The sequence below is a fragment of the Lacinutrix gracilariae genome (assembly GCF_042684485.1).
Lineage (GTDB): Bacteria > Bacteroidota > Bacteroidia > Flavobacteriales > Flavobacteriaceae > Oceanihabitans > Oceanihabitans gracilariae.
Genome location: NZ_JBHULM010000001.1, coordinates 176033 through 191002 on the forward strand (window position 1 = coordinate 176033; position 14970 = coordinate 191002).

10 protein-coding genes are annotated in these 14970 nt (G+C 30.9%); 1 reads left to right on the forward strand and 9 read right to left on the reverse strand.

The genetic code is table 11. The annotated features are described in order from the left end of the window. The first annotated feature begins 200 nt into the window (after window positions 1–200). Window positions 201–878, forward strand: a complete 678-nt coding sequence (locus ACFSSB_RS00765) for a metal-dependent hydrolase (RefSeq protein ID WP_379899947.1) — start codon at window positions 201–203, stop codon at window positions 876–878. Between the two features lie 83 nt (window positions 879–961). Here the strand turns inward: ACFSSB_RS00765 and ACFSSB_RS00770 are convergent, their stop codons facing one another. The 9 genes from ACFSSB_RS00770 to ACFSSB_RS00810 form a co-directional block, all read right to left on the reverse strand. Then, window positions 962–1438 carry a hypothetical protein gene (locus tag ACFSSB_RS00770; RefSeq protein ID WP_379899949.1) on the reverse strand — a complete coding sequence of 159 codons (477 nt, stop codon included), beginning with the start codon at window positions 1436–1438 and terminating at the stop codon, window positions 962–964. 96 nt (window positions 1439–1534) lie between these two features. After that, window positions 1535–1798 (reverse strand): DUF202 domain-containing protein, encoded by a 264-nt coding sequence (locus tag ACFSSB_RS00775; RefSeq protein WP_379899951.1) that lies wholly within the window; start codon window positions 1796–1798, stop codon window positions 1535–1537. A 1-nt stretch (window position 1799) separates the two neighbouring features. After that, window positions 1800–3401, reverse strand: coding sequence for a class I SAM-dependent methyltransferase (locus tag ACFSSB_RS00780; RefSeq protein ID WP_379899953.1), 1602 nt, complete (start codon window positions 3399–3401; stop codon window positions 1800–1802). 89 nt (window positions 3402–3490) lie between these two features. Continuing rightward, window positions 3491–5902 (reverse strand): alpha-ketoacid dehydrogenase subunit alpha/beta, encoded by a 2412-nt coding sequence (locus ACFSSB_RS00785; RefSeq protein ID WP_379900341.1) that lies wholly within the window; start codon window positions 5900–5902, stop codon window positions 3491–3493. 304 nt (window positions 5903–6206) lie between these two features. Continuing rightward, window positions 6207–9002 (reverse strand): metalloprotease, encoded by a 2796-nt coding sequence (locus ACFSSB_RS00790; protein ID WP_379899955.1) that lies wholly within the window; start codon window positions 9000–9002, stop codon window positions 6207–6209. A 35-nt stretch (window positions 9003–9037) separates the two neighbouring features. Beyond that, window positions 9038–10258, reverse strand: a complete 1221-nt coding sequence (locus tag ACFSSB_RS00795; protein WP_379899957.1) for a T9SS type A sorting domain-containing protein — start codon at window positions 10256–10258, stop codon at window positions 9038–9040. 126 nt (window positions 10259–10384) lie between these two features. Then, entirely contained in the window at window positions 10385–11074 is a 690-nt protein-coding gene (locus ACFSSB_RS00800) for an LOG family protein (protein ID WP_379899959.1), read from the reverse strand. A 94-nt stretch (window positions 11075–11168) separates the two neighbouring features. Continuing rightward, entirely contained in the window at window positions 11169–14000 is a 2832-nt protein-coding gene (gene uvrA / locus ACFSSB_RS00805) for an excinuclease ABC subunit UvrA (protein WP_379899961.1), read from the reverse strand. A gap of 212 nt (window positions 14001–14212) precedes the next feature. Further along, window positions 14213–14953: a hypothetical protein gene (locus ACFSSB_RS00810; protein ID WP_379899963.1), complete on the reverse strand. Its 741-nt coding sequence runs from the start codon at window positions 14951–14953 to the stop codon at window positions 14213–14215. Window positions 14954–14970 lie beyond the last annotated feature (17 nt).

Here is a 14970-nt window from a genome sequence, read left to right on the forward strand (position 1 = left end):
TTGTTAAATATGCTAAAAAAAGAAATTTTGCATGTAAATATTTGTAAATCAAATAATTGCACTTATATTTATACTGTTGATACTTCATGGTAAAGTGAAAATACTAAGTATTAATTTCAATTTTGGGGATTGAAAAACTCAGACAAATTCTACAATAGGTCTGAGTTTTTTTTGTAATTTTCTTTTTTAAAAAATAAATTATGAAAATCACATTTTACGGTCACGCTAGTTTAGGTATTGAAATAGATGATACACAGATTCTTGTAGATCCATTTATAACAGGAAACCCAAAAGCTGCGCATATTGATATAAATACACTAAAGGCAGATTATATATTATTAACACATGCACATCAAGATCATATTCTAGATGTAGAAGCTATTGCAAAACGTACTGGAGCTATTATAGTTTCTAATTTTGAAATTGTTACGCATTTTCAAAATTTAGGTTTAGAAGGCCACCCAATGAATCATGGTGGTACTTGGGATTTTGATTTTGGAAGTCTTAAATACGTAAACGCTATTCATACTTCTTCTTTTCCTGATGGAAAATATGGAGGACAACCAGGAGGTTTTGTTTTAGAAGGCGAGCATAAAAACATTTATATAGCTGGAGATACTGCTTTAACAATGGATATGAAATTAATACCAATGCATACCAAGTTAGATTTAGCTATTTTACCCATTGGAGACAATTTTACAATGGGAATTAAGGATGCTATTCTTGCTAGTGGTTTTGTAGATTGTGATAAAGTTTTAGGTTATCATTTTGATACTTTTGGCTATATAGAAATAGACCATGAAGTTGCAAAAAAACAGTTTTTTAATAAAGGAAAAGACCTTATGTTATTAGAAATTGGTGAAAGTATTTCGCTTTAAAATGAAGGTTTAACGTATTGAATTTTTAAACAAAGTTACTAGAGGAAAATATTTTTAGAATACGAATAAGATAGTAATACTGTTTATTCTTCTAACTCCTTTAAAGCCATTGTATAATCATACTGTAAGTCTTCATGCAAGCCAGTGATGATTTTTTTTATAGCAGCTATTTGTCTGTCGTAAATATTAGTAAGCGTAACGTTTCTTTTTATAGATGGTTTAAAATCTTTAAGTTTTTGGCAGAAGTAGAGTAGTAATTCTACTTCTGTTTCTTTTTTTAAAGAGTATCTGCTATACTTTTTAATAAGCCTTAATATTTTACGAACACTTTTTTTAATGTAAAAATAACTGTCTGTATTAATGGTTTCAAATTGTAAATCTATTTCTTGTTTTACATTTTCAATATAACCAGCTTCGTCATGTGCTTCAAAAAGTAAATAGGTAAGTAGTTCTTTATTTTCCTTTTTAAAGCGAGATAAACGCAAACAAAGGTGCATTAACTCTTCGGTAGAGTTGTGCTTTAGTTCGTCTTTAAGTTGTTTTACTGTAGCTGTTTTCATTGAAAATTTATTTCATTTCCGCGAAAGCGAAAACCTTTTTAAAAGAGGAGCTTTTATTCTAATTATACTATTCTTGTTTTGTAAAAAGCACAAAGATTAAAGTTTGTAGTGTTTTCTTATGGTTTGTTTTACTCGAAATAATCGAATAATACCAATAAGTAGTATTACAGGAGAAGTAGCAACTAATAGAATTCCAAAAGTTTCTAATTCTGTAAAAAGTTCTAATTTTAAAATGGCAAGTCCTGTTCCTAAAAAGACAACAAAAGTTCTAAAATAGGCTAAAAAAGTACGTTCATTTGCTAATTTGGTTCTTTCTATTGCTAACCAATCTCTTGTTGTTAAGCTGTTTTCTTCTATCATTTTAATGGTAACCTTTTAATAAATTGATACTTACTGTTGCTAAGTTGTTATTTGGAAATTTCGAGAAATAATTTTTATCAGGTAATAAACCAACTTCTGTTGCTATTTTATTAAATACATCTATTTCTAAAATATATTGATCACTATAACCATGTGTAGCATCATAAGCTGTAGCAGCAGTTTTACCAATATTAGTTGCTGTAAATTTAGGATTAATTGTGTGTAATTCTATAATTAACAAGCCAAATTTTTCAACATAGGGTTTCCATTTTAGTAGGTGTTCACGTAAAGAGTCTTCCACCAAATTATTGCTAAGTCTTTTGCCTTTACTAGAAAAAGCACCAGTAGAAGAACTTATTTTATTGGTAATGGTTTTTGGTGTTTGCCAAATTCTATTATGGTCTAAAAAAGTACGTACGTTTAGTAAATCTTTAAGTTCAATATTATAATCTTCTTTAAGGTCTTTTGCTAATAAATCTGGTCTGCCAATGTCTCCCCAAATAACTTTTGCCCAAATATCGGCTTTAATTAAATTGGCTCTGGTTACTTTTAATGCTGCTTGATTAAAATCTGCACCAACTAATAATAAAGGGTGTTCTTCTAGCATTTTACCACGTAAGGTTTGGTGTTCTATAACATCAAAAATATGATTAATAAAAGCACCATTACCACAGCCCATATCTAAAATACCTTTTGGCTGCTCATCAATAGGTTTATTAAAGAGCTTTATAATTACTTGGTCTATAACTTTAAAGTAGGTTGAATGTGCACCACCACTTCCCCAAACATTCATTTCTCTTTGTACATGTTTTTCGGTTTCGTCTGGAGACTCTGTTTGTAATACTAATGGGTTTCCAAAAAGTAATTCGTCTAGTTGTAAGAAGGTTGGTAAATAAGAAACGGTTACACCATAGGCACTTGCTCTTTTAGCAAAAAACAATCCTTGATCTGTAAATTGATAGGTGTTTTTCTTTTTAGTAAACCAGCCTAAATACGAAAAGAAATCTAGTATTTTTTTAAAGCTTTCTGGGTCTTTATGGTATTCTTCTGCTGTAAAAGAGGCTTCCATAAAGTATTTATGAAATAAGCCATTTACACCAAGCATAACAATTATAGGCGCAACAATACAGCCTTCGATATGTTTTAGTACTTGTTGTTCTACTTGGGTTTCTGCTTTTAAATGAAAGTTTTTTTCATAATTTTTAAAAATACGTTCTAAAGCTATAAAGGCATCAGCACTAACATGTTTTTCTGGAAAGTTAACCGAATAGGAGAGAAGCTTAATAGCATCTTCATATAAAGGAGCGAGTTTAAATGCTTCTTCGCTATTTTGGTTGGTTTGATAAGAGACTATGTTGGTGGTGTTATTTATATCTTGAACCAACCAACCTTGTGCTGCTAAAACGCGTAAAGCTATGTTTAAATAGCCTTCATTTGCTTTAAATGTATTAGCAAGATCTGTTGTATTGGCTTTTTTGTTTTGTAGTAAAAAATCTAAAACCCCTTTTTTATGTAATGCAAAAGTTGTTGTTGCTGTTGCTATACCATCTAAATGTCTAAAAATAGTTCCTCTAAGTTGTTCTTTATCTTTTTTGGTAAGCATTGGTTATAGGTTTGATTTACTATAAATATAAAAAAAACCTTTCAAGTATTTCTTGAAAGGCTTTTTAAAAAGTATATAAATCTTACTAGTTATCTTAATTTTGGATAATCATTAGGATTAACCTCATGCATTACTTGATAGACCGTTTCAAAAATATCTTCGTGAGAAGGTTTTGAAAAATAATCACCATCTGTACCATAAGCAGGACGATGACTTTTTGCTGTTAATGTTAGTGGTTTACTATCTAAAAACTGGTAAGTATTTTGTGTATTTAGTATTTCGTTTAAAATATAAGCAGAAGCTCCACCAGGAACATCTTCATCTATAACTATTAAACGATTTGTTTTTTCAACGCTTTTTACAATATCGTGGTTTAAATCAAAAGGAAGTAAAGATTGCACATCTATAACTTCTGCATCAATACCAACTTCTATTAATTCTTTGGCAACTTGTGCAACAATATTTAAAGTAGAACCATAAGAAACTAAAGTAATATCACTTCCTTCTTTTACTGTTTCTACCACACCTAAAGGTGTTTTAAATGCACCAATATTGTTAGGCATTTTTTCTTTTAGTCTGTAACCATTTAAGCATTCAACAACTAAAGCAGGTTCGTCACTTTCTAGTAAGGTATTATAAAAACCAGCCGCTTTGGTCATGTTTCTTGGTACTAAAACATGAATACCACGAACAAGGTTTATAATTCCACCCATTTGCGAACCAGAATGCCAAATACCTTCTAGTCTATGACCACGTGTTCTAATAATTAATGGTGCTTTTTGTCTACCATGTGTTCTATAGTGTACAGTAGCTAAATCATCACTAATTATCTGTAAGGCATATAGTAAATAATCTAGGTATTGAATTTCTGCAATTGGTCTTAAACCACGCATAGATAACCCAATTCCTTGACCTAAAATAGTAGCTTCTCTAATTCCTGTATCAGAAACACGGAATTTTCCGTATTTTTCTTGCATGCCTTCAAGACCTTGATTTACATCTCCAATATGTCCTGCATCTTCTCCAAAAATAATAACTTCTGGGTGTTTGCTAAAAAGCGCATCAAAATTATCTCTAATTACTAGTCTAGCATCTACCATTTTAGCATCTGCGTCATAGGTAGGTTTTACTTCTGTTACTTGTAAAGCAGATTGGTTAGAATGGCTATGTAAATGCGAGCTGTATTTAGGTTGTATGGTATTAATATAATTATTAATCCAATTAGTAAGTTGTGTTTTTTCTGATGAATTTTCACTAATAACGTAGCGTAAAGCTTTTCTTGCTGTAGAAAGGTTATCTTTTCTAATAGGCTCTATAATATCGGCTAAATCATTTTTAAGTTTAGTTATAAAAACGTTGTTAGCACTTGTATTAGCAAGGTTTTCTAAAAGAGAAATAAGTTCACTGCGTTCTTGAGCAATAGGATTGCTGTATGCAGACCATGCAGCTTTTTTACCTTCACGAACACGTTTTTTTATGCTTTTTTCAATTTCTCTAAGTTCTTCTTTGGTTGCAAAATTATTTGCAATAATCCATTCGCGCATTTTAAGGTTACAGTCGTTTTCTGCTTCCCAGTTTAGGCGTTCTGCATCTTTATATCTTTCATGAGAACCAGAAGTAGAGTGCCCTTGTGGTTGTGTTAATTCATTAACGTGAATTAAAACAGGAACATGGTTTTTTCTAGCAATTTCACCTGCTTTTTGGTAGGTTTCTATTAAGTTAGGATAATCCCAACCTTTCACTCTTAAAATTTCGTAACCGTTGGTTCCTTTAACACGTTGAAATCCTTTTAGTATTTCAGAGATGTTTTCTTTTGTAGTTTGGTGTTTTGCGTGTACAGAAATTCCGTATTCATCATCCCAAACACTTATTACCATAGGTACTTGTAAAACACCTGCAGCGTTTATGGTTTCAAAAAATAGGCCTTCACTAGTACTTGCGTTTCCTATGGTTCCCCAAGCTACTTCATTACCATTAACAGAAAAGTTGTTGGCATCTATACCTTCAACATTTTTATAAATTTTTGACGCTTGTGCTAAACCAAGTAATCGTGGCATTTGTGCTGCAGTAGGCGAGATGTCTGCACTAGAATTTTTTTGTTTGGTTAAGTTGTTCCAATTTCCGTTTTCATCTAAACTATGCGTAGCAAAATGTCCTCCCATTTGTCTACCAGCAGACATTGGGTCGTTATTAATATCTGTATGTGCATACAATCCAGCAAAAAATTGCTCGATGGTAAGTTCACCAATAGCCATCATAAAGGTTTGATCTCGATAATAACCAGATCTAAAATCTCCATTTTTAAAGGCTTTTGCCCAAGCTAGTTGTGGTATTTCTTTACCATCACCAAAAATTCCAAATTTTGCTTTTCCTGTAAGAACTTCTCGACGACCTAATAAACTGCATTCTCTGGAGGTTACAGCAATAGTATAATCTTTTAAAACTTCAGCTTTAAAATCGTTAAAAGAAATGTCTTCAATTGTTTCTGGATTTGTTGTCATTTTTGATGCTTTCATAAGTTGCAAATTTACATAAAATAAAGCATTTTTGCAATATACTAATGTCTTAAAATATTACGAAATTACTAATATATGCATGGTATTTTTGTTAAATGTAAAATATAAGTGAATTATAAGGGAAATTTATGAATATATTTTAATGGAATTTCTGTCTAAATTTAAAATTATTTAACTATAAAAAATATGCTTTTTATATAAATTTTAAAATAGTAACAAGTGTAAAACGTTAAATAGTAAGCTTATATTTAAGTGGTAGTGCTTTGGTTTTTAGCAGCAAGAGTAATAATTAATACCAACGTCTTCTAAACAGTCCAAGTAAGGATTGTATATCTGCAGTAAACTTAAAACGAATTTTTTGGCTATACTGTGGTTGTGCAATTTCCCATCCTAGATTAGAGTAAACCGGAAAATAAATTTCAAAATAATCTTCTACTAAGTTTATTCTTAATCCCGAATCATAAACTAGTTTAGCCTTTTCATTTTTGTTTTTTAATGTACCTAAATCTCCATAAGCATGAATGTACTGCCAGATCGATGTACTTATGTTTGTAGTTGCCATCCACTGATTGGCATAGGGAGTTTCTAATTTTGATTTAAAACCACCTTCGGCAATAATTAATTCTTGACTAAATATTCCTGTACTTTCCGATCGTCCTAAGTAGCCATAATCAAATAAATAATCTGTAGGTCTGTCTAGAGCAAAACTAAAATAATTGTTGCTTGCTTGGTTTTTGTTTTTTAAGAATGCTCCTGCAAAAAACCTAACGTTAAGCTGTCTGTTGTTTTGGTATAATTTTCGGTATTCGTAATTAAAAGATATTTTACTGAAAGTTTGTGATGCTTGAAAATCTGCAAACCAACTAGAAAATTCTATTAAACCTGGATTTTTGTTTATATACCTTAAGTTGAAAATATTATAATTAGGTTCGGCTTCGTCTAATAAAATATTATTAACGTCTTTATCTCTTCTAATACTTACATATCTTAGGTTTAAATAGCCTCTTTTATTAGCTCGTAAATTTTCGGTATCTCTAAAATGAAAAGTTATAGATGGCTTTATGGAGGTTACAAATAGGTCAGGAGCATAACTATCATAACTACCTGTTAATACATATTGTATTTTAAATAAATTTCTGTTGCTGTCATTATATTGATGATAAACAAGGTTAGCAGAACCCGTTAAAGCATTAGATTTTAAACCATATTGAGGCGCAATTTTGTAGGTGAAATCTTTTTTAAGTACCGTTTTATTGTATGCTTTTGTACCAACTACAATACCATCATAGATGTTGTTAAACTCTAAAATAGGCATAATTAATACTTGATTATACCTAGTGTCTTCAACATCTTTTAATAGTCTTATTTGTAATGGCTTGTTTAATAAAGAGGCTGTTAGTGACTTTGTGTTGTTTCTGTTATTTCGTTCTGGTGTTATCTTATCTTGGTTAAGAACAATTTTTGTAGCCTTGTTTTTTGGTAGTTTTATAGTATCATAAAGCGCATTATTGTTAATCCAGTACTTGCCTGTAATACTATCATTATTTAAGGTGAATAAAGAAGTAGGCATGCTTGTTCTGGTTTTGTTTTTAATAACCACTTTAACAGAATCTCTGCTAGGTTCTACCTTTTCTATTTTATAGTCTATTTTTTTTGAGGTTTTTAAATACTCATTAAAAAACCAATGAATGTCCTTAGAGGCTTTTGTTGTTATAAATTTTTCAAAATCTTTGGTAGTGGTAGGTTTTAGTTTTTGAAGGTTTAAAAACTCCTGTATAGATTGATTTAGTTGTATGCTTTCATCATAACTATTTAAATACTCTAAACCTATTGCAGCCTTGTTTGGGTTTGCTATGTTTTTGTTGAATTTTAATAAGGAATCTTTTTGTTTGGTAAGCGGTTGGTCTTGATTACCTCTTGCCATATTCATATATAAAAGATTATACTGATCATTAAAACTAAGTTGTGCAGCATGAAAGGATTTAATTCCCCAGATATTAGAAAGGCTTCCAAAGATTTTCATATCTGGATAATTTTCTCTCACGTATTTTTTTAAGAAATATATCTGAAACCCATCTATTAACCATTGGTCTTTTCTTGGGTTTATTAAAAGCGTGTTTTCTAAATAATTATATAAAGCTGTTTTTAATAATTTTAGTTCGTATTGAAAGCTATCAGGAAATGGACGAAAAAAGTCAGGTAATAAGTTTAAGCCATAAATAGGTTTTTTCTTATAATCTGTGTTGGATACTAATAAGCGTTCATGTGGATATTCGCCAAGATTTTCAGTAATAAATCCTGCAACCTTGTCTGTAATTAATACTCTTTCTGTTTGTGTTAAATTTACGTCACCAATACTAGATACAACACTAAAATAATCGGTTTGTACAGTATTAAAACGCGGTTCTTGAAATAGAAATAATTTGGTGTTAACTCTATCTTTTCCTTGTAAGGTAGTTGTTATGGTGTTGTTGTGCTTTGTGTTTTGTACCTCATCAAGTTCTGTGGTTAAAATGTAACTTTCTGGATAGGTAATTTCAAAGTTTTGATCTGTTTTTGGTATGTAGGCATCTTCAATACCTTTGTTACTAAAGTAATGCCAAGTACCATCATAAACAGCAGGAGTTATATACCAATATTTTAAATTTATATTATTAGCGCTGTCTATACCATAGCGTGTAAATTTAGCGTTGGGTATTTGTACAAGATAATTTAGGTGTAGTGTGTAAGTTTCGTTAGGAGCTAAAGCCTTGTTTAGTCTTACTTTTATAATATCTAATTGGTTTTTTAGTCGTTCATGACTTACCTCTTTATTGTTCTGTTTTAAAGAAGTAATAACCGTAAAACCTCTGTCTTCGTTTTTAGCAAAGTGAAAATCATTTTTATATTCTTCGGCAAAACGTTTGGCTAGAGGAGTGTTTTTTGTTGAATAACTATTGCTCCAATCTGTTAAATAAATATACTGTAAAGTATTGTTAGATGTATTTTGGTATTGAATAGTTTGTTCTATTTCAATTTTTTTACTTGTAACATCAAAAGTTGCCTTTAGGTCAATGGAATTTTGACTAAAGCTTAAAAAATTCACTAAGGTGAATAGAAAAAAAAGTAGGTAGCGATTTATCAATTTACTTTCACAAACTTTAAAGGTTCTTTATTAAAATTAGGGGTTACTATGTAATATACACCATTATTTAAATTAGAAACGTCTATATAATGCGTTTTTGTATTATTTAAACGAATTGTTTTTACTAATTGTCCTAAAGTATTAAAAATATTTAGTTTTTTGTTACTGATTTCTTGGTTGTTAGTTTGTAAATTTAAGGTATTAGAAATAATATTTGTGCCAATTATTTCATAATAATTTGATGTTGTGTATTCAGGAATACTTAAAAATTGCTGATTGGTCTGTATTTGTAAGGTAACAGGAAGGTGGTCACTAAAATTATATAAAGACTCTCTTATTTCTAACGAATAATCTGTGGTGTTAGGGTTGCTGTCTTCTGCACAACTAGCAGAATTAATTTCTTGATTATAGCAGTTAACATTCGCGTTATTACCAAATACTTGATAGGAGTTTTCAACAAAAAATAAATCGGTATTTTCTCCTGAAGCATTACTCATGCTTTCGGATGTTAATATAAAATCAAACCTATCATCAAAACCACCAGTTGCACCTCCTAAACCTGTTGCAGTTCTAGTAGACTGTGTAAACACATCTAGATAGTTGGTGTTGTTATGCCAAGAGCCTATTTTATTTGCAGGATCTATAAATGTAATGTGGTTTTCGGTTTGTATTAATTCTTGAAAAGCAGGCTCAGAACTTCTATATAAATTTAAATCGCCAGAAAGTAAGATATGACTGTCTTGTGGTAGTGTGTTTAAATAATTTTCTAAATCGTTTACCATTTGTAAACGTAGTGCTTGGTTGTCAACACCATCTGAAGCTTTTAAATGGCCAACTATTACTTCAAGGTATAAAGGGTTTATATCTTGATCTGTAGTATTAAGTTTTAACTTATAGTGATTAAAGTCTCTATAAATGGTTGTAATTATAGTTTGGCTTTGTAGGCTAAACTTGGTACTATCAAAATAAAGCAGGTTTTGTAAATCGTTTTGATTTCCTAGCGCATCATCAGAAGTATTTAACTCAAAATTTGCCATGGCATAGTTTGGGTTTATTTCTTGCTGCATCTTATTAAGGATGCTATTGGCACCAGTTTCATTATTTAATTCACAAACCATAAAAATATCTGGTTGGTAATTGTTTAAAATAACGCCTAAATAATCTAATCTGTTATCAGGAATGGTTTGTAAAGGGAAATTTAATAAATTATAAAACATAGCATTAAAAGTATCTTGTGATAAGACACTTTTAATGCTAAGTAAACTTATTAAAACTAGAAGAAGTTTTTTATTGTTATTTACTTTTCTCTTAAGTGTATTTTTAAATTTTAAAATAACCACTAATTAAAAGTTAGGGCTAAAGCCATATTCTTTATAGAAAGCATCTAAGATATCTATAACTTCATCTTCTGTATCTACAAGGTGAATTAAATCTAAATCTTTAGCACTGATATTTCCAAACTTATCTAATAGAGTTGCTTTAACCCAGTCAAATAAACCTTCCCAGAATTCTCTACCAACTAAAATAATTGGAAATTTTTCAATTTTATTTGTTTGAATTAAGGTAATAGCTTCAAATAACTCATCTAATGTACCAAAACCTCCAGGCATTACTACAAAACCTTGCGAGTATTTTACAAACATTACTTTACGTACAAAGAAGTAATCAAAATCTAAACTTTTGTCATGATCTATGTAAGGGTTGTCATGTTGCTCAAAAGGTAATTCAATATTTAAACCAACCGAAGTACCACCTCCAAGATGTGCTCCTTTATTACCAGCTTCCATAATTCCTGGTCCTCCACCAGTAATTACACCATAACCATGATCTACAATTTTATGCGCTACTTTCTCTGTTAGTTTATAGTATTTATCTTCCGGTTTAGTTCTTGCAGATCCAAAAATGGATACACAAGGACCAATTTTACTTAATTTTTCATAACCATTAACAAACTCTCCCATTATTTTAAAAATGGCCCAAGAATCGTTTGTTTTCTTTTCATTCCATCCTTTTGGATGTTGTTCTTTTCTCATGTATTTTAATATTTATTTTTAGTATTTTGTTTTTTAAGCAACTTGCTAATTTAGTTCTTTTTTTAGCACAGTAGCAAAACTAGATACTATTTTTTTAATTCAATTCTTTCTTTAAAAACTTGGCTGTATAGCTAGTTTTATGTTTTGCAACTTTTTCTGGAGTTCCTTCTACTAAAATTTCACCACCATTTTTTCCGCCTTCATAACCAATATCAATAATATGATCTACGGCTTTAATAACATCTAGGTTGTGTTCAATAATTAAAACAGTATTTCCTTTATTGGCTAGTTTGTTTAATACAATCATTAGTACTCTAATATCTTCAAAATGTAATCCTGTAGTAGGCTCATCAAGTATATAAAAAGTATTACCTGTATCGCGTTTGCTTAATTCTGTGGCAAGTTTAATACGTTGCGCTTCACCTCCAGAAAGTGTAGTACTTTGTTGGCCTAAAGTGATATAGCCTAAACCAACATCTTTTATGGTTTTTAATTTTTTATGAATTTTAGGAATGTGTTCAAAAAATTCAACGGCTTCATTAATAGTCATGTTTAATACATCACTAATGCTTTTTCCTTTATAACGAATCTCTAAAGTTTCGCGATTAAAACGTTTACCTTGACAGGTTTCACACTCTACATAAACGTCTGGTAAAAAATTCATTTCAATAACGCGTAAACCACCACCTTGACAGGTTTCGCATCTTCCTCCTTTTACATTAAAACTAAATCTTCCTGGTTTGTAACCACGAATCATAGCTTCTGGTATTTTGGCAAATAAACTACGTATTTCACTAAAAGTACCTGTGTATGTAGCAGGATTACTACGAGGTGTTCTACCAATAGGAGATTGGTTTATATCAATTACTTTATCTATATGCTCTAAACCTTTTATGCTTTTGTAAGGCATTGGTTTTTTAACGCCATTAAAGTAATAAGCATTAAGAATAGGATAGAGGGTTTCATTAATTAAAGTAGATTTTCCGCTACCAGAAACTCCTGTAACACCAATCATTTTTCCTAAAGGAAATTTAACCGAAACATTTTTTAAGTTGTTTCCTGTACAGCCTTTAAGTTCTAAGAATTTTCCGTTTCCTTCTCTACGTTTTTCAGGCACTTCAATTTGCTTAGTGCCGTTTAGGTATTCTGCAGTGAGTGTATGGTGTTTTAAAACTTCTTGAGGAGTACCTTGGCTAATAATTTCGCCTCCATGTTTTCCTGCATGCGGACCAATATCTATAACATGATCTGCTCTTAAAATCATGTCTTTATCGTGTTCTACAACAATTACCGAGTTACCAACATCACGTAATGCTACTAATGAATTTATTAGTTTTTCGTTATCACGTTGGTGTAAACCAATACTAGGTTCATCTAAAATATAAAGCACTCCAACTAATTGTGAGCCTATTTGAGTAGCTAAACGAATACGCTGTGCTTCTCCACCAGAAAGGGTTTTAGAGCTTCGGTTTAGCGAAAGATAATTTAAACCAACATCTAATAAAAACTGCAATCTAGCTCTAATTTCTTTAATAATTTCTTCGGCAATTTTTAGCTGTGTTTTAGATAGACTTTTGTGTAAATCTTTAAACCATGCTGCTAAATCAACAATATCCTTATTGGCTAATTCTGCTATGTTTTGGTTGTTTATTTTAAAGTAAAGCGATTCTTGACGTAAACGTGCACCATGACAAGTATTACAATCTACTTTATCCATATACTCTTTTGCCCAACGTTTTAACGATGTAGAATCTGCGTTAGCATATTGGCTTTCTATAAAATTAGCAACACCTTCAAAATCTATTTTGTAGTCTCTTTTTATACCAAGCGTTTTACTGTTTACAGTAAATTTTTCGTTTCCACCATACAAAATCATTTGTTTGGCTTCTTCCGGAATATCTTTATACGCATCACTTAATTTAAAGTTGTAGCGTTGTGCAATTAATTGTAATTGTTTAAAAATCCATGAATTTTTTTCTGGTCCATGAGGAGCAAGAGCACCATTTTTAATAGAAATAGAATCGTCTGGAATAATTTTATTTTCATTTACTTGATACAAGGTACCAATACCATTACATTTAGGGCAAGCACCTTTTGGAGAGTTAAACGAAAAGTTATTAGGTTCTGGATTAGGATAAGAAATTCCTGAACTAGGACACATTAAACTTCTACTAAAAAATCTAGTTTCGTTGGTGTCTTGATCTAAAACCATAAGTACATCATTACCATGATACATGGCAGTGTTTATGGTTTCGGTTAAGCGTTTATCATTATCTACAGAAGCATCAATCTTCAATCTATCAATTACAATTTCAATATCATGATTCTTGTATCTGTCAAGCTTCATTCCCTTTACAAGGTCTTTTATTTCGCCATCAGCTCTTACTTTTACAAAGCCTTGTTTTGCAATTTGCTCAAACAACTCTCTGTAATGCCCTTTACGAGAACGCACCACTGGAGCCAATATATTAATGCGTTTTCCAGAAAAACTTTCTGTAATCAACGCTTTTATTTGCTCATCGTTATAGCTTACCATTTTTTCGCCAGTATTATAACTGTACGCATCACTAGCTCTAGCAAAAAGTAAACGTAAAAAATCATAAATCTCTGTAATGGTACCAACGGTTGATCGTGGTGACTTACTAGTTGTTTTTTGCTCTATAGCAATAACAGGAGAGAGACCATCAATTTTATCTACATCAGGACGCTCTAAGCCACCAAGAAATTGTCTTGCATAGGCAGAAAAAGTTTCAATGTATCTACGTTGCCCTTCGGCATAAATGGTATCAAAAGCTAGTGAGGATTTTCCGCTACCAGACAAGCCAGTAATAACCACTAGTTTTTCTCTAGGAATAGAGATGTCTATGTTCTTTAAATTATGAACACGAGCACCTTGAACTTCAATATTTTCTTCGAATTTGGACATAAATTTGCAAAGGTGCAAAGATACAGTTTTTACTTGTCTTTAAGAAAGGTAATTAGTTAGGATTTTATTAAAATAAAGATGCTACAAATCTGTTTTACACAATTGTTATTAAGTGGTTTTTAAAATATATAGGAAACAAAAATTTCGCTTTCGCGGAAACCTATAAACAAGATTTTTTATCTGATTACAGCGCGCAATCCACAAAATAATGCTTACTGCAAATGCAAAGTCTTTAAGTCTTCTATTTCTAAACCTAGCACTAAAAGTTTATGAAAGGTAGGAAGCATAGCACCTGTTTCTGTAGTTGTCCAATCGTTCCAAGAAGCTTCTAATCCGTCAATTGGTAAAATGGAAGTCCATAATTTAAAACTTGTAGGTTTTCCAGAATCGTTTAGCAACCATAAATATGAATCTCCAGGAGTTGAGCCACCAGAAGTATAGGTTATTAGTAAAGCATCTTTATTTTCTTCTGTTTTAACCAGTCTTCGTTCTGTTCCTGGATCTAAAACTTTGTAAGGAGCTACTAACCAAAAGCTATCATTGTTAAAGTAATCGGTTGCTTTTTTTATTAATTCTTTCGCTGGTGTGCCTTGCACTTTTTGATCTCCTTCAAAAGTTTCACTTTTAGAAGTATTGTTTAAATCTAAATGTACTTTGTAGTTTTTCCAATAGACTTCACAAGTGTTTTCTTTTTTATTCCATTTGTAATGGTGTCTTTTTTTAAAGGTAAATTCTATATAATCTGTGGCTTTATATTTTTCATGGTCTAGTGCATCTAGCATTTTGTATGCCAAAGCATCTGCTTGTTCGCCTGGTGTTCCTGTTGGTAATTCTTCGTTGTATTTAAAATATAAAAATCCAAAAAACAGAAAGCTTGGTAAGGTGAAGAAAATGATTACTCCTGCTATTATTTTAAATATTTTTTTTATGCTTGTTTTTTTTTGTTTTTTCATTTAAGGGTTTGTTTTTT

Bases quoted from the DNA above. Each gene is read 5' to 3' on its own strand.
- ACFSSB_RS00765 (WP_379899947.1), top strand. From the start codon at position 201: ATGAAAATCACATTTTACGGTCACGCTAGTTTAGGTATTGAAATAGAT.
- ACFSSB_RS00770 (WP_379899949.1), bottom strand. From the start codon at position 1,438: ATGAAAACAGCTACAGTAAAACAACTTAAAGACGAACTAAAGCACAAC.
- ACFSSB_RS00775 (WP_379899951.1), bottom strand. From the start codon at position 1,798: ATGATAGAAGAAAACAGCTTAACAACAAGAGATTGGTTAGCAATAGAA.
- ACFSSB_RS00780 (WP_379899953.1), bottom strand. From the start codon at position 3,401: ATGCTTACCAAAAAAGATAAAGAACAACTTAGAGGAACTATTTTTAGA.
- ACFSSB_RS00785 (WP_379900341.1), bottom strand. From the start codon at position 5,902: ATGACAACAAATCCAGAAACAATTGAAGACATTTCTTTTAACGATTTT.
- ACFSSB_RS00795 (WP_379899957.1), bottom strand. From the start codon at position 10,258: ATGTTTTATAATTTATTAAATTTCCCTTTACAAACCATTCCTGATAAC.
- ACFSSB_RS00800 (WP_379899959.1), bottom strand. From the start codon at position 11,074: ATGAGAAAAGAACAACATCCAAAAGGATGGAATGAAAAGAAAACAAAC.
- uvrA (WP_379899961.1), bottom strand. From the start codon at position 14,000: ATGTCCAAATTCGAAGAAAATATTGAAGTTCAAGGTGCTCGTGTTCAT.
- ACFSSB_RS00810 (WP_379899963.1), bottom strand. From the start codon at position 14,953: ATGAAAAAACAAAAAAAAACAAGCATAAAAAAAATATTTAAAATAATA.